At 37.2% G+C, this 21,882-nt stretch carries 21 protein-coding genes, 2 rRNA genes and 1 other annotated feature (1 of these 24 only partly in view); of the genes, 5 read left to right on the top strand and 18 right to left on the bottom strand.

Features of this window, described 5'->3' with window-relative positions:
- Positions 1-19 precede the first annotated feature (19 nt).
- The 4 genes from metG to THEXY_RS00495 form a co-directional block, all read right to left on the bottom strand.
- Entirely contained in the window at positions 20-1,927 is a 1,908-nt protein-coding gene (gene metG, locus THEXY_RS00510; protein ID WP_013786915.1) for a methionine--tRNA ligase, read from the bottom strand.
- Between the two features lie 53 nt (positions 1,928-1,980).
- Positions 1,981-2,214: a binding site (T-box leader), on the bottom strand.
- Between the two features lie 55 nt (positions 2,215-2,269).
- Positions 2,270-3,673, bottom strand: a complete 1,404-nt coding sequence (locus THEXY_RS00505; protein WP_013786914.1) for a CCA tRNA nucleotidyltransferase — start codon at positions 3,671-3,673, stop codon at positions 2,270-2,272.
- A gap of 56 nt (positions 3,674-3,729) precedes the next feature.
- Positions 3,730-4,251 (bottom strand): spore maturation protein, encoded by a 522-nt coding sequence (locus tag THEXY_RS00500; RefSeq protein WP_013786913.1) that lies wholly within the window; start codon positions 4,249-4,251, stop codon positions 3,730-3,732.
- A gap of 5 nt (positions 4,252-4,256) precedes the next feature.
- Positions 4,257-4,841: a nucleoside recognition domain-containing protein gene (locus THEXY_RS00495; RefSeq protein WP_013786912.1), complete on the bottom strand. Its 585-nt coding sequence runs from the start codon at positions 4,839-4,841 to the stop codon at positions 4,257-4,259.
- A gap of 139 nt (positions 4,842-4,980) precedes the next feature.
- On the opposite strand from THEXY_RS00495, the gene THEXY_RS00490 reads away from it, so the two are divergent.
- Positions 4,981-5,229, top strand: coding sequence for an AbrB/MazE/SpoVT family DNA-binding domain-containing protein (locus THEXY_RS00490; protein WP_013786911.1), 249 nt, complete (start codon positions 4,981-4,983; stop codon positions 5,227-5,229).
- 38 nt (positions 5,230-5,267) lie between these two features.
- Here THEXY_RS00490 and THEXY_RS00485 read toward each other — a convergent pair whose 3' ends face one another.
- From THEXY_RS00485 to THEXY_RS00475, 3 genes are all read right to left on the bottom strand, one after another.
- The gene (locus THEXY_RS00485; RefSeq protein ID WP_013786910.1) at positions 5,268-6,146 is read right to left on the bottom strand and encodes a cation diffusion facilitator family transporter; all 879 of its coding nucleotides are present in this window, start codon (positions 6,144-6,146) and stop codon (positions 5,268-5,270) included.
- Between the two features lie 145 nt (positions 6,147-6,291).
- The gene (gene rsmI, locus THEXY_RS00480; RefSeq protein WP_013786909.1) at positions 6,292-7,107 is read right to left on the bottom strand and encodes a 16S rRNA (cytidine(1402)-2'-O)-methyltransferase; all 816 of its coding nucleotides are present in this window, start codon (positions 7,105-7,107) and stop codon (positions 6,292-6,294) included.
- A gap of 1 nt (position 7,108) precedes the next feature.
- The gene (locus THEXY_RS00475; protein ID WP_013786908.1) at positions 7,109-7,855 is read right to left on the bottom strand and encodes a tRNA1(Val) (adenine(37)-N6)-methyltransferase; all 747 of its coding nucleotides are present in this window, start codon (positions 7,853-7,855) and stop codon (positions 7,109-7,111) included.
- A 119-nt stretch (positions 7,856-7,974) separates the two neighbouring features.
- Here THEXY_RS00475 and THEXY_RS00470 point away from each other — a divergent pair, with 119 nt between their 5' ends.
- From THEXY_RS00470 to THEXY_RS00455, 4 genes are all read left to right on the top strand, one after another.
- Positions 7,975-9,195 (top strand): arginine deiminase, encoded by a 1,221-nt coding sequence (locus THEXY_RS00470; RefSeq protein WP_013786907.1) that lies wholly within the window; start codon positions 7,975-7,977, stop codon positions 9,193-9,195.
- 79 nt (positions 9,196-9,274) lie between these two features.
- Positions 9,275-11,458: an alkaline phosphatase family protein gene (locus THEXY_RS00465; RefSeq protein WP_013786906.1), complete on the top strand. Its 2,184-nt coding sequence runs from the start codon at positions 9,275-9,277 to the stop codon at positions 11,456-11,458.
- An 11-nt stretch (positions 11,459-11,469) separates the two neighbouring features.
- Positions 11,470-12,303, top strand: coding sequence for a sulfite exporter TauE/SafE family protein (locus THEXY_RS00460; protein ID WP_013786905.1), 834 nt, complete (start codon positions 11,470-11,472; stop codon positions 12,301-12,303).
- A 41-nt stretch (positions 12,304-12,344) separates the two neighbouring features.
- On the top strand, positions 12,345-12,680 hold the full coding sequence (locus THEXY_RS00455) for a DUF1634 domain-containing protein (protein WP_041592158.1): 336 nt from the start codon (positions 12,345-12,347) through the stop codon (positions 12,678-12,680).
- 27 nt (positions 12,681-12,707) lie between these two features.
- Here the strand turns inward: THEXY_RS00455 and THEXY_RS00450 are convergent, their stop codons facing one another.
- From THEXY_RS00450 to THEXY_RS00400, 11 genes are all read right to left on the bottom strand, one after another.
- The gene (locus tag THEXY_RS00450; protein WP_013786903.1) at positions 12,708-13,592 is read right to left on the bottom strand and encodes a PSP1 domain-containing protein; all 885 of its coding nucleotides are present in this window, start codon (positions 13,590-13,592) and stop codon (positions 12,708-12,710) included.
- 11 nt (positions 13,593-13,603) lie between these two features.
- On the bottom strand, positions 13,604-14,563 hold the full coding sequence (gene holB / locus THEXY_RS00445) for a DNA polymerase III subunit delta' (protein WP_013786902.1): 960 nt from the start codon (positions 14,561-14,563) through the stop codon (positions 13,604-13,606).
- 10 nt (positions 14,564-14,573) lie between these two features.
- Positions 14,574-15,017, bottom strand: a complete 444-nt coding sequence (locus THEXY_RS00440; RefSeq protein ID WP_013786901.1) for a YaaR family protein — start codon at positions 15,015-15,017, stop codon at positions 14,574-14,576.
- A gap of 9 nt (positions 15,018-15,026) precedes the next feature.
- Positions 15,027-15,356 (bottom strand): cyclic di-AMP receptor DarA, encoded by a 330-nt coding sequence (darA, locus tag THEXY_RS00435; protein ID WP_013786900.1) that lies wholly within the window; start codon positions 15,354-15,356, stop codon positions 15,027-15,029.
- A gap of 13 nt (positions 15,357-15,369) precedes the next feature.
- Positions 15,370-15,987, bottom strand: coding sequence for a dTMP kinase (gene tmk / locus THEXY_RS00430; protein WP_013786899.1), 618 nt, complete (start codon positions 15,985-15,987; stop codon positions 15,370-15,372).
- A complete protein-coding gene (locus THEXY_RS00425; RefSeq protein ID WP_013786898.1) occupies positions 15,987-17,408 on the bottom strand; it encodes an aminotransferase class I/II-fold pyridoxal phosphate-dependent enzyme in 1,422 nt (473 codons plus the stop codon). The genes tmk and THEXY_RS00425 overlap by 1 nt, the downstream gene beginning before the upstream one ends.
- A gap of 81 nt (positions 17,409-17,489) precedes the next feature.
- Positions 17,490-17,699, bottom strand: a complete 210-nt coding sequence (locus THEXY_RS00420) for a sigma factor G inhibitor Gin (RefSeq protein ID WP_013786897.1) — start codon at positions 17,697-17,699, stop codon at positions 17,490-17,492.
- A 146-nt stretch (positions 17,700-17,845) separates the two neighbouring features.
- Positions 17,846-18,418: a DNA-3-methyladenine glycosylase I gene (locus THEXY_RS00415; protein ID WP_013786896.1), complete on the bottom strand. Its 573-nt coding sequence runs from the start codon at positions 18,416-18,418 to the stop codon at positions 17,846-17,848.
- A gap of 10 nt (positions 18,419-18,428) precedes the next feature.
- Positions 18,429-19,376, bottom strand: coding sequence for an ROK family protein (locus THEXY_RS00410; RefSeq protein WP_013786895.1), 948 nt, complete (start codon positions 19,374-19,376; stop codon positions 18,429-18,431).
- Between the two features lie 129 nt (positions 19,377-19,505).
- A 5S ribosomal RNA gene (rrf, locus tag THEXY_RS00405) occupies positions 19,506-19,614 on the bottom strand.
- A 50-nt stretch (positions 19,615-19,664) separates the two neighbouring features.
- Positions 19,665-21,882: ribosomal RNA gene (locus tag THEXY_RS00400) — 23S ribosomal RNA — on the bottom strand (it continues 1,152 nt past the right edge of the window).

Here is a 21,882-nt window from a genome sequence, read left to right as displayed (position 1 = left end):
AAGAGGGGCCTATGCCCTCCTATTTTACCTTCGCACCGCTTTCTATGTCTTTATCTAAAGTTACAACAGTCAATTTGCCTTCGTTTGATGCCGCCAAAATCATTCCGTATGATTCTATGCCTCTTAATTTTTTAGGCTCCAGATTTGCAACGAGGACGAGTTTTTTGCCTACAAGCTCTTCTATCTTGTAATGCAGCGCAAGTCCTGATACAACTTGCCTTACCTCATCGCCTACTTTAAGCTTAAGCTTTAATAATTTGTCGGCGCCTTCTACTTTTTCCGCTTCTAATACTTCTGCAACTCTCAAATCAATTTTTGCAAAATCGTCTATTTTGATGTAATTTGTCTCTTCCTTAGCTTCTACTTTATTAGAAGTCTTTTCAGCTTCTTTAAGCTCCTTTTCTACATCGATCCTTGGGAAAATATTCTCACCTCTTTTAACTTTTGTGCCTGATTTCAGTAAGCCGAATTTAAGGCTATCCCATGTCCTTAAATCATCGTCAATCCCAAGCTGTTCATATATCTTGATAGGCGTATTTGGCATAAATGGCGTTATTAAAATCGCGACAAACCTCAGTGATTCTACAAGGTTATAAAGAACAGTTTTAAGCCTTCCTTTTTTACTTTCATCTTTTGCCAATACCCATGGCATCGTCTCGTCAATGTACTTATTGGCGCGACCCACAAGCTTCCAGATTTCCGCAAGAGCATTTGAAAACTGCAGCTTATCCATATAGCTTTCAACAACTTTTGGTAAGTTATTTGCGATAGATATTAACTCATCATCAACGTCATCTTTATCCGATACTTCTGGCACTACACCGTCAAAGTATTTTTCTACCATCGTTACAGTCCTGCTTAAAAGATTGCCAAAATCATTGGCAAGGTCAGAGTTTATCCTGGAAATCAAGGCTTCATTTGAGAATACGCCATCTGCTCCAAACGGAACTTCTCTTAAAAGAAAATACCTTATGGCATCTACGCCGTATTTTGACACAAGTTCTTTCGGGTCAACCACATTGCCCTTTGACTTTGACATCTTGCCGCCTTCTAATATAAGCCAACCATGGCCAAACACTTTCTTAGGGAGAGGCAAATCCAGCGCCATAAGCATTGCAGGCCATATAATGGTGTGGAATCTTACGATTTCCTTTCCAACAAGGTGCACATCTGCCGGCCAGTACTTTTTAAAATCTTCGTCATGGTCTGTAGAATAACCCAACGCAGTTATATAGTTGGAAAGGGCATCAATCCAAACATACACAACGTGTTTTGGGTCAAACGGAACTTTTACGCCCCAGTCAAATGACGTTCTGGATACGCACAAGTCCTCAAGACCTGACTTTATAAAGCTTACCATCTCATTTAACCTTGATTCAGGCTGTATAAAGTCTGGGTGCTCCTCGTAATATTTAAGAAGTTTGTCTGCGTAATTTGAAAGCTTAAAGAAATAACTTTCCTCTTTCACAAGCTCTACAGGTCTGCCACAGTCAGGGCAGTTTCCATCGACAAGCTGTTTCTCAGTCCAAAACGTCTCACAAGGTGTGCAGTACCAACCCTCGTATTCGCTTTTGTATATGTCCCCTTTTTCATAAAGCTTTGTAAATATCTTTTGTACAATCTCTTCATGCTGCTTGTCCGTTGTCCTTATAAACTTGTCATTGCTTATGTCCATAGTATTCCACAAATCTTTTATCCATGCCACAATTTCATCCACATACTGTTTAGGTGTAACGCCTTTTTCCTTTGCCTTTCTCTGTATCTTTTGACCGTGTTCGTCTGTTCCTGTCAAAAACATCACATCATAGCCTGTAAGCCTTTTGAAGCGAGCCATCGCATCTGCAGCAACAGTCGTATAAGAATGACCTATATGTAGCTTATCGCTTGGATAATATATAGGTGTTGTAATGTAAAAAGTCTTCGCCATAAAAATCCTCCTCATCTAAATTTATTTTAAGGCGTAAAAAAACCCGCCTCCCATTAAGGGGCGAGTTTGATCGCGCTACCACCCTTTTCACATACGCCTCACGGCCGTATGCCTCATAAAGTGCTGTCACACTCCTACTCTGTAACGGGAAATCCCGCCAAAGCCTACTTAATTTCAGCTTTGAAGCTCAAGGTCCATGTTCAAAAGTTCATTCCCTACTGGCTTTCACCTTAACCCAGCTCTCTTTAAGAGAAATTCCTTTCTACTCTTCCCTTCATTGCCTTTTTATATATTATTTACATCATTACATAATAATATACTTTACCGCAAATGTATTGTCAACTATATTTTCTCCATCTTCATTCTTTCCTCTACAAATTTTACTGCGTCTTCTCTGCTTTCTATTTCACCGTAAAATTGATTCTTTCTCAATTCGTATAGTATTTGATTTAAAAGCTTATAATCTTTAAGATCGAAATTGACTATTATATCAAGCGGCGTAAGAAGTGGTGTCTTCGTCTTTTCAAAGTCCATGTACCTTCTTAATAGCTTTGTTATAAAATTCCTATAGCATGAAGCTTCATTCAACCTGCCTTGTCCTTTCATAGACGAAGTAATATCAGCTAACGACAAAAGCAAACACCCTATAGCATTTTCTTCAAGGTCAGAAAAAAACTTAAACAATGCTTTGTTTCCAGTCCCATCTATGTAAAGTAAAAATGGATTTACGTGGTACAAAACCATCTTCTTTATCAGAGATGCTTCTTTTTTCGCCAGTTTTAATCTCTTAGCTATATCTGCAACAATTTTTTCTCCTTTTACATCATGATTGTAAAACTGAAGCCTATTATCAGAATCTATGTAAATAGCATCTTTTTTGCCGATTTCATGAAACATTGCAGCAAGTTTCAATACATCTTTTAGCTTGTTTCCTGAGGAAAGATCTTTATCAAGGTACTTTTTGACCAAATTTTCTATATCTGAAGGAAATCTGAGCTCATTTACAATTGTTTCATATTCTTCTATCGTCTTTATGGAATGATGCCATGAGTCCAAAACCTGATAATAACACTTGCCTATCTCTTTCATCTCAGCTATCTCAGGAAAAAGCGCATCGATTAACCCCAGCTCGTCCATCATTTGTAAGTATTTAAATGACTCCTTTGACTTAAGTATAGAATATATTTCACTCATGATCCTTTCTGAAGAAACGTTCTTAATCAAATCGGCTTTTTCTCTTATAAGATTTTTGGAATCCTCATCTATAGAAAAATTGTATTTGGCTGCAAATCTAATAGCTCTAAGCATCCTTAAAGGGTCATCATCGAAGGAACTTTTCCCTACGCATTTTATCTTCTTTTCTCTTAAATCCTTTAACCCTCCTAAAGGATCTACTATCAAGTCTACATCAAAAAAATCATTTAGCCTTATTGCCATCGCATTTATCGTAAAGTCCCTATGAATCAAATCTTCATCTATATTTTCCCCTCTAATTTGCGTGAAATCCAGCACTACATTTTCATATACGACTCTATATGTACCTCTGTCCTCTGCATAAGGCACATAAGAACCTTTTAGCTTATCACATACAAGCTTTGAAACCGAAGCAGCATCACCCAATACAGCAAAATCATAATCGCTTATATTTACATTTAGTATTCTGTCTCTTATGGTTCCTCCTACAATATAGACTTTTTCGGCCTCATCAGATAGTATGCGCTTTAACCTGTTTATCAATATCCCCATATCATGTAAACTCCTCGTTTTTATATTACTGTCTTTAGTATATCAGATTTGAAGTTTCAAAAAAACAATCTGCTGTAAAAAACAGATGACAGTATTGCAGCGATATCAGCAGCAATGCCTGCTATTATGGAATGTCTCATCTTTTTAACTCCAACAGATCCAAAATAAACCGATAAAACGTAAAACGTAGTCTCTGTAGAGCCATACATAACAGAAGCAAGTCTGGCTGTAAACGAATCAGGCCCATGAGATTTAATAAGTTCTGTCACTATGCCTAATGCACCGCTTCCAGATAGAGGCCTTATGAGAGCCAATGGCACTACATCTGACGGCATTCCAATTGTTGCAGTAAGCGGTGAAATCCACTTTGCAAAGATATCTAAAGTTCCGGATGCTCTCAGGACTCCCACTGCCACCAACATTGCCAGCAAAGCAGGAAATATTTTTATTATCGTATTAATGCCTTCTTTTGCACCATCTAAAAAGACTTCATAAATTTTTACATGATTAATTAAACCATATACAGGAATCAAAAACATGATAGCTGGAATTATAAACTCGGAAATTGATTTAAGCAAAAATATCACTCCTTAAAAAGTGATGATTTTTCAAGTGATTTCACGACCACAAGGCCTACGGTTAAAGCTGTAATGCTGGATAAAAGTCCAGCCAACACAAAATCCGCTGGATTTTTCGCACCTAAAGAAGCCCTTAATCCTATCATAACAGCAGGAAGAAGCTGCACTGATGCAGTATTTATAACGAGAAATGTGCACATGGAATTAGATGCAACATCCTTTTTATTTAATTCTTGAAGGTATTCCATCGCTTTTATTCCAAAAGGCGTAGCCGCATTTCCTAATCCCAACATATTTGCTGATATATTCATTATCATAGCACCAATAGCAGGATGATCTTTTGGTATCTCAGGGAATAGTTTTACTATGACTGGCTTTAAAACTTTTGCCAATGCATCCATAAGTCCAGATTTTTCAGCTATCTGCATTATACCTAACCATAAAGACATGATGCCTACGAGTCCTATTGATATTGTAACAGCCGACTCAGATGAATCTATTATAGCTTTTGATACCTCCCCCATCCTACCATTTATCATGCCGACAATTACACCTGTACCAATCATGAAGATCCATATATAATTTATCAATTTTATCTCCCCCATCCCATAAAAATTTATGTTATTTTTAAAAAAAAATGCCATTAAACTATTGACTTATTTTTCAAAACTTGGTATTATTAGAATGCAAAGAATTTGTCGAATTTTGTAGTTTTAGGAGGGGAGAGATATGTTGAAATCCACAGGAATTGTAAGAAAAGTGGATGAGTTAGGAAGAGTCGTCATTCCTATCGAACTTAGAAGGACTCTGAATATTGCAGAAAGAGACGCTTTAGAAATCTACGTGGATGGCGAGCAGATTGTACTTAAAAAGTACGAGCCTGCATGTATTTTCTGCGGCAATGCAGAAAATGTCGTCAATTACAAAGGCAAAAATATCTGCAAGACATGCCTCGATGACATTAAAAAAAGCGAATAATATTAAAAAATAATAGAAGTTTTACTTCTATTATTTTTTTACTCTGTTACTTCATTTTTATCGTAAGGCTCTATATGAACAATGACTTCTGTAACACCAGGTATTTCCTTTTTTAATTTTTCTTCCAACTGATCAGCTATATAATGAGCATCTTTTATATTTTCACTCGGGTCAACCATTATATGCATGTCTATATTTATGTCGTCTTCTCTACCTCTGCTTCTTATTTGATGGCATGAAAGCACACCTTTTACGGATAAAGCGATGTCGCGGATTTTTTCTGAATCTATGACAATCCTATCGCACAAAATGTCGGAGCTGTGCTTTATTATTTCAATACCTGCTTTTACGATGAATATCGATATTGCTATAGACATCAGCGGATCGATGTATGGCGGTATTCCAAGTTTTAATGCAATAAGTGTTATAAGAACAGAGACAGACACGTAGATGTCGCTTTTTGTGTGAAGTGAATCAGATACAAGTATGTCGCTTTTTAAATTTACTCCTTGCCTGTACTCGTAAGCAAATACAAATATGTTAAGCAATAATGTAGTAATCATTATTATGAAGCTGTCTAACGTGATTTTTGGTTCTACAGGATTTAAAAGCCTGCCATAAGCTTCTTTTAGTATAGTATAACTTACTACAAATAGCATCACAGATATAAAAATTGACGAAAACGTCTCAAATTTTTTATGCCCATAAGGATGTTCTTCATCCTGCGGTTTTGACGCCAAATATATGCCTACAAGGCCTACTATATTACCTGAACTGTCTGATAATGAATGAAACCCATCAGCCACCATACTGGCGCTTTTTATATGCAAGCCGTACAAAAGTTTAGCTAACGCCACAGCTATATTTATAAAAAGTATAAGTATCAAAACATTCTTTATCTTTTTAAATGAATTCATCGTAAAACCCCTTTGTATCAATTGATAATTTTTAATATAATACATATTATATGCTTAAACTAAAAATTATGCAATATATTAAGATATTTTTATAGCCGAAATTATTGATTATCATTATCAATTGATACTGATAGGCGAAATCGAATTACGATTCATCCTTCAATGCGAGCTTGTAAATTTCGCTTTTTGGTATTTTTAATTGTTTAGCCGTCAATTTAATCGCTTCTTTCTTATCCATGCCGCATTCAATGTATTTTCTGAGAAGCTCCTTTGGTTCCATCGCAACTTGATTTTTCCCACCTTCTATAAGGACCACAATTTCTCCTTTTACATCATCTCCTAATTTTAATAGAACCTCATCTACCGTTCCCCTTATATACTCTTCGTGCACTTTTGTAAGCTCTCTTGCTATTACAACCTTTCTGCCTTCTATGTATGGCTTTAATTCTTCCAACGTCCTGACAATTCTATGAGGCGCCTCATAAATGATAACCGTTCTCTTTTCTCTCCCTATCTCATCCAAAGCGCTTTCTCTCTCGCTTTTCTTTGTTGGCAAAAATCCTAAGAAAACAAACTTCTTTGTGTCAAGCCCAGAGCCTACTAATGCCGTTGTTATTGCTGTAGCGCCGGGAAGCGATACTACATTTATCTTATCTTCTAAGCAAAGTTTTACAAGGTCTTCCCCAGGGTCAGATATGCCCGGTGTACCAGCATCAGTAACCAGCGCTACATTCTTCCCAGCCTTTAAATCTATTAAAAGTTTTTCGCCTCTTGAAGCTTTGTTATGCTCATGGTAGCTTACTACGGTTTTTTTTATGTCGTAATGATTCAAAAGTTTTAAAGTCTGCCTCGTGTCTTCAGCAGCAATTATGTCCACTTCTTTAAGCACCTTTAAAACTCTTAAGGTTATGTCTTCCAAGTTTCCAATTGGTGTTGGGCACAAATACAATCTTCCAGACATGTTATTCCTCCTCTATCGAAGTTTTCCCGTATATACTTAAAAGTTCTTTTGTATATCCTCCATTTTCTTCGTAGACATAGAGAGGCGGCATTATTACAACACCACTTTTTGCGCCTTTCTTTGCCTCCACCAAGACTAAATTCGGCTTTTCCCCAATATGTGGATGGATGAACCTTATTTTTTTAGGTTCTAAGTTGCAAATCCGCAAATTATAAACAATATCCACAATCCTATCCACTCTATGCACTAAAAAAAACTTGCCTCCAAACTTCAAAAGCCTTGACGCAACCTTTATAAAATCGTCAAGCCCGCCATTTAACTCGTATCGCGATATGTTTTCACTTTCGCTATTTTTGTCAAATCCTGTCTTGTGCCGCATGTACGGAGGATTGGATGTAACAATATCATATTTTTCAATCCCCAATTTATCCACAACATTTCGAATATCATCGTTTATTATGTCTATTCTACCTTCAAAATTATTGAGATATACATTTCTTATAGCAATATTGGCAACTTCACTTTGTATTTCAACACCTACAATACGTGTATCTCTCGATTTTCCTGCTATCAAAATCGGTATGATTCCTGTTCCGCACCCTAAATCTACAATCTTATCTCCTCTTTTTGTGTATACAAAATTGGAAAGCAGCACAGCATCCATTCCAAATTTAAACATGTCTTCCCTCTGTATGAGCTTAAGCCCATTCAAATTCAAATCGTCAATTCTCTCACCATTTTTTAGCATATTACCACCTCGTTACAAATAATTTTACCATATCAATAAATTAATATAAATCGTATTGAAAAATAGATATAAGCAAAGTATACTATATAAAGAGTTTATGCATAGGGAGGAATGTGTTGGTGACGCATCCATTATTAGTACCACATGTATCATCAGAAATAGGAACTTTAAAAGCAGTCGTATTGCACAGACCTGGAAAGGAATTAGAAAGACTTACGCCTCAAAATTTAGCAGAACTGCTTTTTGATGATATTCCATGGGTTAGAAAGATTCAAGAGGAACATGATGAATTTGCCAAAGTATTAAAAGATAACGGTATAACTGTTTTGTACGTAAAAGACCTTCTTCAGGATGTATTAAAAGATGAAGCTATAAAAGAACAATTTATAATAGATCTTCTGAAGATAAATGGCATAACAAATACCGAAACAGAAAGCTACCTTAAAGATTACCTTATGGATTTACGCTGCAATGATATTGCTGAAATTGCCATAAGCGGACTTGAAAAAGGCGATATTGACAATATCATCCCAAAAGGCCTGGCTGAATTCATCTACGAAGAACACTATTTTTACATTAAGCCTGTCCCAAATATGTATTTTACCAGAGATCCCGGTGCAATGATAGATGGAGGATTTATGATAAGCTCCATGAAGTCTGCGGCGAGAAAGCCTGAAACGCTCATAATGAAATACATATACAAAAACCACGATATTTTCAAGAAAAATAACGTTCCATGTTGGTACGACAACACTTACTTTCACTCTTTAGAAGGCGGAGATGTGCTTATATTAAGCGACAAGGTAATAGCAGTAGGATGCGGCGAAAGGACTACGCCACAAGCAATAGAAAGACTTGCCCGCAATCTTTTTGAAGGCAATTCAACAGTAGAACACATCCTTGTCGTCCAGATTCCCATAAACAGATCATACATGCACCTTGATACTGTATTCACCATGGTAGATAAGGAAAGGTTCGTCTTCTACCCTGGAATAAAGAAAGATCTGAGAGTTTTCAGCATAATAAAGGATGACAAAGGTTTTTCAATTCAAAAGGAAAAAGATCTCCAAGATGCATTGAAATTTGCATTAAATCTCAGAAATATTGAAATAATACCTACAGGTGGTTTTAATGCCATAACGTCAGCACGGGAGCAGTGGAACGACAGCACAAATACGCTTGCTATAGCGCCAGGCAAAGTCATCACATACTCCCGAAATGAATCATCAAATAAAATCATGAGAAAAGAAGGCATCGAGGTAATCGAGATCGAAGGTTCTGAACTATCAAGAGGCAGAGGCGGTCCAAGATGTATGAGCATGCCACTTTTGAGATATTAGAGGGTTTTACCCTCTTTTTAATAATTTCTTAACATTTATGTTGTATAATAAATAAAAAACTATAGAGGGTGTGTTTCACTTGAAGAAATTTATCACTGCTTTTATGCTTTTATTGATGACTTTGACTTTTATGCTGCCACAAAAAAGTTACGCTGATACAAGCAACAATAAAAAAGTAGTGCTTGTAATAATCGACAGGGTTAGCCTAAGCGACTATATTAAGTACGACGCAAAAAATATTCAAAAGCTAATCGACAACGGTTCAGTCGGTCTCATGAATGTCAGAAATGCTGATGGTTACGTCGATGCATCTGGGTATTTGACATTTGGAACCGGCACAAGGGCAAGTGCTCATGACATCGGTCAAATAAATCTTAATGTGAACGAAAAATATTCTTTCGGTACTGCAGGGGAAATTTACAAATTTAACACAGGATATGACTATGGAAATGCAAACATAGTAAATATAGGTATATCAAACCTTATACAAAGCAGCAAAAACGCCGACTACAAGATTACACCTGGCCTTTTAGGACAACTGCTAAAGAATAACAACATTCCTACATACGTCTTTGGAAATTCTGATATAATAACTGACAACACAATTTCATATAGAAGGTATGGGGCACTAATCGCCATGGATGAGAAAGGTACAGCATTTGGCGATGTCAGTGAAAATGTATTGAAGTACGATAGAAATAGCCCCTATTTTATTAGCACTGATTACAACAAAATCTTTGACTATTTTCAAAAATACGATAAAAATGGTGGATTCTTTGTAATTGACACTGGTGATACATCGAGAGTAGATAGCTATTCTTCCAACGTATCAGACCAATTAGCATCAAAATATGAAGAATACGCCATAAAAAACGCTGATGCATTCATAGGAAAGCTTCTAAAAAACTTGGATCCATCGAGGGATTTGCTTATAGTGGCGACGCCTTACCCTTCAAAAAGCGATATGTCTACTAACAATCTACTATCGCCAATAATAATCTATGGTCCCGGATACAACGGACTTACAACATCTATCACAACAAAAAGAGATGGAATTATTACAAATTTAGATTTGGCGCCTACAATACTTAATTATTTCGGCATAAAGGCACCTGTAGAAATGTTAGGACATCCCATAACAAACATAAAAGCCCAAGACAAAGTCAACTACTTGGAAAATCTAAACAGCAAAGTTGTATCTATCTACACTGCACGACCTATTGTCTTAAAAAGTTACGTAATTTTTCTTATCATAATTTTAATACTTTACCTTGTTACACTATTTCTAAAAATAAACTACTTAAAATACTTGAAACCTATAGTTTTAGGTGTGATGATCGTTCCTCTGTCGCTTTTGATTTTATCCCTTTTTGGACCTTTGACAGTGTATTCAAGCATGATCGCTTTGATACTGATAACAATAGCTTTACTGCTTATAATAAAACTTTTTGCTAAAGATGAACTTAATATGCTAATAGTGATAAGCCTTTTAACTGCTTTGACAATCACGGTTGACATTTTTACAGGAGCACATCTGATGAAAGGCTCTATTTTAGGATATGATGTCATAGCAGGTGCCAGATTTTACGGAATAGGCAATGAATACATGGGTGTGCTGATAGGGTCCACAATAATGGGAATCATGACATACATTCAAAAGTACGATACAAGAATAAATAAATTATTAGGCGTATTATTCTTCGCCGTAGTATTCATGTTAATGGTGCTGCCCCAATACGGTGCAAAAATTGGCGGATTTATAACAGGGTTTATGGCATTTGGCGTAACGCTTTTGCTTATGTCAGAAATCAAAATCAACTACAAAAGTTTATTGATTTTGTTCATAAGCATGGCTGTCCTTCTAACGCTTATGTTTATAGCGTCAATGTTTATGGGCACTGTAACACACATGGCGCAAACTGCTTTGATTGTTAAAAACGAAGGAATAATAGCTTTATACAAGATATTTGCCCGCAAATTAGACATGGAATTGACATTAATAAGATACACAATATGGTCATGGGTTCTAATCATAACTATAATTAGTTTATTTATCTTGTCATATAAGCCTACAGGAATACTAAAAAACATATTTAAGAAAAATAAATATATCTACTATGGCTTTTTTGGCAGCATTGTAGGAATGCTTTTTGCGTTGGCATTTAACGATGCTGGAATCGTGGCGGCTTCCACAATGTGCATATACGCATTTCCTCCAATACTGATAATGTTGGAAAGAGAAATAAAACATAATGAAATTTAGGAGATGATAAAGTGATATTGACATCATCAATTATACTTCTCATATCAATTGTGGCTGGAGTATTTGGAGCTCTCTTAGGGTTAGGAGGCGGTATAATAGTAATACCAATGCTTACACTTCTCTTAGGAGTAAACATAAAATACGCCATTGGCGCCAGCATCGTATCAGTCATTGCTACATCCAGCGGTGCTGCTGTAACGTATGTAAGAGACAAGATTACTAATATAAGGATAGGAATGTTTTTAGAGATAGCTACAACCACAGGTGCTTTGACAGGTGCTTTTATCGCAGGGCTTATAAGTTCAAAATACCTCTATATTATCTTTGGGCTTCTTCTTCTATATTCGGCATTCACTATGTTAAAAAAGCGAAATGAAGAACTTCCTGTAGGTGTAGTATCACAGCCTATAGCAAAAAAACTGAAACTAGAAGGATCTTACTACGATAAAGTCCTTAAAAAAGAGATAAAGTACAATGTCACCGGAGTAAACAAAGGATTTGGCATGATGTACATAGCAGGTGTAATATCTGGACTATTGGGTATAGGAAGCGGTATCTTCAAGGTTATGGCAATGGATCTATTTATGAGACTTCCAATGAAAGTCTCAACTGCCACCAGCAATTTTATGATTGGTGTTACTGCAGCCGCCAGTGCTGGAGTGTATCTTGTAAGAGGCGATATAGACCCAAAGATAGCTGGTCCTGTGGCACTTGGAGTACTTATAGGTGCAACAATGGGTACAAAAATCATGACAAATATGAAAAGCACAACCATAAGAAAAATATTTATACCTGTCTTAGCTTATGTTTCCATCGAAATGCTTCTTAAAGGATTGGGGGTATAGCCGTGGAAGACAGAAAAAATCAAAATGAAAAAATAGAAAATATGGAGATAATAATAAGCAAAACATTGAGAGCAGGAGTTTTATTAAGTGCTTTAATAATTCTCATCGGTTTAATTCTATTTTTTGTGACAAAAAACAGCGGTTACCCTGCAGGCGTATATCCTACTTCTATAATAGCAATAATTAAAGGGCTAATGTCTCTAAAGCCTTACGCCATAATCATGACAGGACTTTTAGTGCTGATTCTAACTCCCGTATTTCGCGTGGGAGTATCTATCATCACATTTCTTCATGAAAAAGACTATATGTACGTATACATAACATCGGCAGTGTTTATTATTCTGATATTAAGCTTTGTACTGGGCAAAGTAGAATAAAAAAATAGAGGTAAAACCTCTATTTTTTTATTCTACAAAATCACTTCCCAATATTTCTTCATAAATTTCAGAAATCTCATCTTTTTTATCGTCTTGGCTTTCTTCTATGACTACGACATCTTCTGGGTCGTACTCTTTCGTTATCTCTATTCCTTCAGCATTTTTCATCTTTACTTTAAGTTTCTTTCTTACAACATCAACCTCCGCTATCCTCATCTCTTTGTCATCGACTTTTATAAGGCTTCCTACAGAAGGCAGCTCTGATCTAACTTCTTCGTAAGTATCCTGCTCATATTTTAGGCAACACATTAATCTGCCACATAATCCTGAAATCTTAGTAGGGTTAAGTGAAAGATTCTGATCCTTTGCCATCTTAATCGATACAGGCTCGAAATCCCCTAAAAATGTCACGCAACAAAGAGGTCTGCCACAAGGACCTAAACCGCCTACAATCTTTGACTCATCCCTTACACCTATTTGCCTAAGCTCTATTCTCGTTTTAAAAACTGCAGCAAGGTCTTTTACAAGATCTCTGAAATCTATCCTGCCATCAGCAGTAAAGTAGAAGATTATCTTGTTGTTGTCAAAAGTGTACTCAACATCTATTAACTTCATGTCAAGGTTATGCTCTTTTATCATGTCCAAGCAAACTCCGAATGCTTCCGCTTCACAGGCTCTATTCTCCTTGTAATGCTCATAGTCCTCATCTGTCGCAATCCTAAGAACCATCTTAAGGGGAGCTATAATCTCATCGTCGTCAACCTCCCGTTTGCCTACCACGACTTCACCAAACTCTACTCCCCTGGCTGTCTCCACTATGACATTATCACCTACATTTATAGGCAAATCACCTGGATCGAAGTAATATATCTTACCGGCTTTTTTAAACCGAACTCCTACAACTGTATACAAAATAAAACCTCCTAAATGCTTAAGAGAAATTTTTCAATGGCCATTTGATAATTGACGTTTGACTTAAGATTAAATATAAGATCTTCTATCTCATTTATTATATTATTAAGCTTAGGCCCTGTCAAATCATTTGAAATTGCTTTAAGTTTATCTATCATATCTTTGTTTATAACGCTTCTTTCATCACTAAAGTTTAAAACCATAATATCCCTTACGTAAGAAAGCATTATATCAATTACATCATCAATCATTTCTCTGTTTTCATCGAAAAATCTAAATCTATCGAGCCTTAAAGCCCTGTCGCTTTTTAATAAGCTTTCCAATACATCCCAGACTTCATTCCTTATAATTGAATACTTCTCATCAGTCAACAAATCCGCCTTGCCATAGTTGCCGCAAGCAACAGATGAAATTTTTTTAGCTTCACTTGCATTGACGTTTTTCTCATTTACAAGATAATCCTCTATAACATCATCCGACTCTCTATTAAACCTTATTGTCTCACATCTTGATACAATTGTAGGTAAAAGGCCATCCATTTTAGACGCTGTCAATATGAATAAAACGTGCAAAGGAGGTTCCTCTAAAGTCTTGAGAATGCTATTTTGAGATTGCTCTGTCATTTTCTCTGCTTCTTTTATTATGAAAATCTTTTTGTATGAATTATACGGTTTAATATAGGCATTGCTTATGACAGTATTTCTCAATGTATCCACTTTTATTGAGCTTCCATCAGGCTCTATAAAGAAAATATCAGGGTGATTGCCTGATACAAATTGAACGCATGAATGGCAACTGAAGCATGGCTTGGGACTTTTAACACAATTTACCATCATGGCAAAATACTTTGCCATGTATTCTTTGCCCAACCCACTTTCTCCAACAAAAAGGTATGCATTTGCTATTTTCCCTGAATTTATAATTTTATTAAACAATTCTAAAATGTTTTTGTGACCGTAAATTTTGTGCATGAAGCTTCACCTACGAATATATATCTATCAACAATCCCCTGATCTCCTCAATAGCGCTTAAAATATCAAGATTCTTCTTGTTTCCCTCTAAAAACTCCTTCGTCATAATCTCAAGTTTATCATTTACTTTTTCAACAATAGTGTAGATTTTTTTTCGTCCGTTTAGATTTATTGATTCCTTCTTGCTTTTTTGAAACATGCCATTTAAAGACTTCTGCAAGAACTCTTTAACTTTTCTCTTGTAAACCATAAGGTTATCCAAGTTCATTTCCTCTTTCAATTTTTCAGCAGCATCATCAATATCATTAAGCATCTTATTTAACATGCTTTCTTCTACTTTGCTTATTTCGCTGTCAAAGATGTCTTCAAATTTTAAGGCAGAAGTCCTTTCACTTCTATCATCTTTTTCATAGCCTGTCATTATTTTATTGGAATTTATCTCTTGTATCTTCATAAAAAACACCTATATCCTGAAAAATTTTTCTACATCGATGACAAAAACTGTAGCTCCACCGATAGAGACTTCAACAGGCTGCGGTATAAATATATCAGTGGCTCCTCCCATAGGAGTCGGAGATGTGATTATTCTGTCCCTCGTTTTACACTTCTTTTCAATCACTTCAATAGCATCATCCAGCTTATCATCCTCTACACCTATCATAAGTGTCGTATTGCCAGATCTTAAAAATCCACCCGTAGAAGCAACTCTTGTAAAGCTGAACCCTTTTTCTGTAAGTCCATCCATAAGTCTTCTTACGTCTTCGTCTTGTACTATGGCAAAAATCAGTTTCACTTTTTTCCCCTCCTTAAATAATTTTGCTTACTTCATCAATTATAACCTTTTGTATATAGTAAATATCATGCGTAGCATCTACAATAAAATACCTGCCTGGTTTTGACTTAATAAGCTTCATATATCCCTCATAGACTTTTTCATGAAATTCTGCATCTTCTATCTCCAAGCGATCCTTGTCTTTTCTTCTGTCGATTCTCATTAAGGTATCTTTAGGCTTTATATCTAAGTACACAGTTAAATCAGGTACAAGTCCATCTATGGCAATACTGTTAATCTCCTCTACAACCTCTACACCAAGTCCTCTCGCATATCCTTGGTATACAATTGAGCTGTCAACAAATCTGTCCAAAATCACTATTTTCCCATCATTTAATGACGGTATTATGACTTCCTTTACAAGCTCTGCCCGAGATGCTGCATAAAGAAGTGCTTCCGCAGATGGGACTATATTGTTTTTTTTGTCAAGAAGTATTTCTCTGATTTTCTCGCCTATTGCTGTACCTCCAGGCTCTCTTAAAACAACAATATCTCGTCCAATCTCCAAAAGGTATTTTTTAAGCAGATTTATTTGCGTAGTTTTCCCACTGCCATCTATTCCTTCAAACGTTATGAGTTTTCCTTTGTACATTATTTACACACCCGTATTTTTAAATTATCAATGCCAATAACCTTTATACCTATATTATATAGTAATTTTATATATTGTACCATATCTTTTTTTATGAGTTCACCCGGACATAAAAGCGGAACACCCGGTGGATATGGAATTACATAATCAAGTGAAACCATGCCTACAGCATCATCCATGCTTACATATCTATACTCTTTATTTACCGCATCTTTTGGCTTCATAGCCATTTCAGGAATTTCTGGGCAACCGTTGCCATCAAAATAGCTTAATTTTTCGTTCCTTTTGTACTCTGAAAGACCTTTGACAGACTCTATTAGCTTGTCAAACGATGCTTCATCATCAGCTACAGTCATTATGGCAAGTATATTTCTGTAGTCAGACATTTCCATCTGAATGTTGAATTTTTCTCGCAGTATACTTTCCGCCACACTGCCGGATATGCCAAGTCCACTTACATTGATAGTAAGCTTTGTAGCATCGTAATCGTAAATTCCGTACTTGCCTATGACATCATCGCCAATACACCTTACACCGTCTATCTCATTGATAAGCCTTCTTGCTTGAATCGATAGATCTAAACATTTATCAAGCAATGCTTTGCCTTCCCTCTCCATAAAATCTCTGGCTAAATCAATTGATGTCATCAAAATATAAGAAGGAGATGTTGATTGATAAAGGCTTAAGTAAAACCTTAATCTATCAATATCTATCCTATCTGTATTCACATGCAAAATTGAGCTTTGCGTAAATGCAGGCAAAGTTTTGTGAACACTTTCAATCACAATATCTGCACCAGCTTTAGATGCCGATAATGGCAATCTATCAGAAAATGCAAAATGGGCCCCATGTGCCTCGTCTACTATCAATACCTTGTCGTATTTATGAACCAAATCCACCACTTTATTTATATCGACACAAAAACCATAATAATTTGGATATGTAATGACCACTGCCTTTACGTTCTTATGTTTTATAAGGAGCTTTTCAAGTTCATCTATGGATATACCCATAGCTATGGCATCTTCATCGTCCATAAGCGGTTCTATATAAATTGGTATAGCACCAGTAAGTATCAATCCATTATAGACAGATCTATGAGAATTCCTTTGAACAACTACCATATCACCATCATTCAAGACTGATGACATTGCTGCATATATTCCACACGTAGTTCCATTGACAAGAAAGAAAGATGATTTAGCTCCAAATGCTTTGGCAGCAAGTCTTTCTGCTTCTAAAATCGGTCCATGTGGATCGTGAAGATTGTCTGTCCCAGGAACTTCTGTCACATCTATTTTAGCAATGTTTTCTATGTATTTCCGGGAAATAATTTTCCCTTCTTTGTGGCCCGGCATATGATATGGCATTGTACCGTCTTCAACATATTTAATCAATGCTTCATAAAGCGGTGCTGTCAATTTTATCACCTTTTCACGTATTATACATATATAATACCATATAACACTAATTATTGCCTATAAAAAATATGAGGACATATTTCAACAGTCCTCATATTCAAAATCTTTTTTGTAGTTGCGCCAGATATCTATCATCTTTTTTCTGTAATATTCGTACTTTGCATCATCTGGAGATATGTGAGCGATTATTTTCTGGCAGTCATTGCATAAAAATTCTCCCAATACATCGATACCGTCTGTCTTTTCATGATTGCATATAAAGCATTTTTTAGTTTTTAACATGCTTTCCATATGCTACACCATCTTTCATAATATTCTAATATAATTATTTCCATAGTAACCAGTATCTATACGCTTTCTTATTAACATTATATTATTTTAAGAATAAAAAAAGGCAGGTCTAAGTGCATTTTGCACCAAGCCCTGCATGTATTTTTTTATGAGTTAAATTGCAATAGCTCCTTATGTCTGAAACACGATGTTATATGGTCATTTACAATTCCAATCGCTTGCATGTGTGAATATATTATTGTGGATCCCACAAATTTAAACCCTCTTTTTTTAAGATCATTACTTATCTTATCAGATAATGATGTTTTAGCAGGTACTTCGTCAATGCTTTCCCAATAATTTATGATAGGCCTTCCATCAGTGAAACTCCAAATATACGTATCAAAACTACCAAATTCTCTTTGAATTTCTAAAAAGGCCTTAGCGTTTGCTATAGATGATTCTATTTTTCTTTTATTTCGAATAATGCCAACGTCATTTAAAAGCTCCTGCACTTTTTTCTCATCAAAGAGCGAAACTTTTTGTGGATCAAATTCGCTATATGCCTTTCTATAATTATTCCTTTTCTTAAGTATTGTAAGCCAGTTTAGTCCCGCTTGAGCCGATTCCAATACTAAAAATTCAAAGTGAATCCTGTCGTCATGTACTGGTACGCCCCACTCTGTATCATGATATTTTATGTATATTTCATCTTTAAGACACCAAGGACATCTATCCATTTTTTCCTCCTTATAGTACCAGCGATGCTGCACCTATAAGTCCCACATTACCACCAAGTTTTGCCTTAACAACTTTGCAAATCTGCCTATTTGGCTTTAATGCTCTTTCATCAACTGTCTTCATCATTTTGTCATACAAGACATCCCATTGACTTGACAATCCGCCACCTATTATTATAATTTCCGGGTTATAAAATGCCATTATGTTTACAATACCTATTCCCAAATAAAATGCTTCATTCTCAATAAGCTCTAAAGCCAATTTATCACCAGATTTTGCAGCATCAAAAATATCTTCTGCTTTTAATTCACCTGAAGGTTTGTCTTTGAGAATAGTATCTCTTCCAGATTCTATATGCTTTTTTGCAAATTTAACTAATGATGTGCCAGAAGCATACGACTCTAAACACCCAGGATTGCCACAGTTGCACCATCTAGGCCCGTCAAAATTTATAGTGTGATGTCCAATCTCAGCAGCATTTGAATTTGCACCATTGTACAATTTCCCATCAATTATCGCACCACCACCGATACCTGTGCTTACAGTCATATAAACAATATTATTTATTCCTTGTCCAGCACCAAATAAATATTCAGCAAGTGCAGCAGCATTAGCATCGTTGTTAAGTTTTATCTCCGTATCAAAATCTCTCTTTAATATGTCCACCAATGGGATGTCAATCCATCCTGGTAGATTAGGAGGACATTCCACCACGCCTCTATCTGCATTCAAAGGTCCTGGAGCACCTATCCCAATACCTTCAATCTGACTGACATCTATATTCAATTTATTAAGAGATTCTATTATGCTTATCTTTATGTTGTTTATAACATGTTGCGGTCCTTTATCTGCCTCTGTAGGTATTTTCACATTGCACAAAATATTTCCGTCCACATCCATAATGCCTGTATTTATCTTTGTACCACCAAGATCTACACCGCATACAAACTTTTTCACAAACACTCCTCCTAAGCAAACTAAATTTATCATACTTCTATATTCATATAGGTTTTCTAATTTGTCAATATAAAAATTAAAAACTCCTTAAATAGGAGTTTTGCTTAGGGGGCTAATATATGAAATTTTTACCGGCAGCGACCTACTCTCCCGAGTAATCAGTACCATCGGCGCTGGAGGGCTTCACTTCCGTGTTCGGTATGGGAACGGGTTTTTAACCTCCGCTATTGCCACCGGAAATCTTTCGTTCATTTTTCTTAAATGAACTTTGAATACTGCACAATGCTAAAGGTCAAGTCCTCGACTTATTAGTACCGGTCAGCTGAAAGTATTTCTACTCTTACACCTCCGGCCTATCTACCTCGTCTTCTTCAAGGTGTCTTACTCTGGCACTCAACTCTACCTACTGTAATCTATTTTATTCCCTAACATTTGTACATAGTGCTTTTTCCCTTCAGTAAGTATAGTTGAGTGCCAGATGGGAAATCTTATCTTGAGGTGGGTTTCACGCTTAGATGCTTTCAGCGTTTATCCCTTCCAAACTTGGCTACCCAGCTGTGCAAATGGCTTTGCAACTGGTACACCATCGGTTTGTCCACCCCGGTCCTCTCGTACTAAGGGCAGATCCTCTCAAATTTCCTGCGCCCGCGACGGATAGGGACCGAACTGTCTCACGACGTTCTGAACCCAGCTCGCGTACCGCTTTAATGGGCGAACAGCCCAACCCTTGGGACCTACTTCAGCCCCAGGATGCGATGAGCCGACATCGAGGTGCCAAACCTCCCCGTCGATGTGGACTCTTGGGGGAGATCAGCCTGTTATCCCCAGGGTAGCTTTTATCCGTTGAGCGACGGCAATCCCATTCTCTACCGCCGGATCACTAAGCCCGACTTTCGTCCCTGCTCGAATTGTCTTTCTCGCAGTTAGGCTACCTTCTGCCTTTGCACTCTTTCGCGCGATTTCCTTCCGCGCTGAGGTAACCTTTGGACGCCTCCGTTACTTTTTAGGAGGCGACCGCCCCAGTCAAACTGCCCGCCTGTCAGTGTCCATATGCCGGTTTACGGCTCCTATGTTAGAATTTCGGTAATATCAGGGTGGTATCCCAACGTTGGCTCCATATAGGCTGGCGCCCATATTTCTCTGCCTCCCACCTATCCTGTACAGATATTACTAAAATTCAGTGACAAGCTGCAGTAAAGCTCCATGGGGTCTTTCTGTCCTGTCGCGGGTAACTCGCATCTTCACGAGTACTACAATTTCACCGGGTCCCCCTTCAAGACAGCGCCCAAGTCGTTACGCCTTTCGTGCAGGTCGGAACTTACCCGACAAGGAATTTCGCTACCTTAGGACCGTTATAGTTACGGCCGCCGTTTACTGGGGCTTAAGTTCAGAGCTTCTCCGGCACTCAACTCTATCTACTAAGAGTTTATGCTTTTGGCTATTCTTTCTTTTAACCATCTTCTTGCATTATGAGATTTTTTTAATTGCTTTTCTCTCTTTTGGGCATCTTCTTTTGCTTTATATGCTTCATAGTAGATTAGTTCCCATTTATGCCCTTTTGTGTATTTGTTTAGTCCTTTATTATGAGCTTCTACTCTTTTCTTTATATTCTCTGAATAGCCTGTATATATGCCTCCATCTTCATTCTTTATTATATAGACATAATACATTTCTTTCACTCCTAATAGGTATAGTTGAGTGCCGGATGACCCTTCCCCTTAACCTTCCAGCACCGGGCAGGCGTCAGCTCCTATACTTCGTCTTTCGACTTAGCAGAAACCTGTGTTTTTGGTAAACAGTCGCTTGGGCCTCTTCTCTGCGGCCTTTCGGCACTCCTTCTCCCGAAGTTACGGAGTCTTTTTGCCGAGTTCCTTAATGAGGGTTCTCCCGCTCGTCTTTGGATTCTCTCCTCGCCTACCTGTGTCGGTTTATGGTACGGGCACCTTATCCTCGATAGCAACTTTTCTTGGCAGCCCCTTCGAAACTTCGCCTTTCGGCTCCCCTTCACAGCTCTTATGAGCTTTGGTACTTCACTCAAAGCTCTTTTCGTCGCTGCTTGGACGTGCTCTACCAACCGCACGCTTTTCTTATCTCGCTGCGTCCTTGCTTCTCTTTTGACGGATTTCGGTGGTACCGGATTTATTACCGGTTCTCCATCGCCTACGCTTTCGCCTCGGCTTAGGTCCCGACTTACCCTGGGCGGATTATCCTTCCCCAGGAATCCTTAGGCTTTCGACGGTAAGGTTTCTCGCCTTACTCTCGTTACTTATACCGGCATTCTCTCTACTGTACTGTCCAGATTCGCTTTCGCTTGTCCTTCGTCCTGTACAGTACGCTCCCCTACCATTCTTTCTTTAGAATCCGTAGCTTCGGTGGCATGTTTTAGCCCCGTTTATTTTCGGCGCGGGATTTCTCGACCAGTGAGCTATTACGCACTCTTTGAATGTATGGCTGCTTCTAAGCCAACATCCTGGTTGTCTTGGAAATCCTACTTCCTTTTCCACTT

It is taken from the genome of Thermoanaerobacterium xylanolyticum LX-11, from assembly GCF_000189775.2.
GTDB classification, from domain to species: Bacteria; Bacillota; Thermoanaerobacteria; order Thermoanaerobacterales; family Thermoanaerobacteraceae; genus Thermoanaerobacterium; species Thermoanaerobacterium thermosulfurigenes.
The sequence above is the reverse complement of the archived record's forward strand: the minus strand, read 5'-3'. Positions and strand labels throughout refer to the sequence as shown.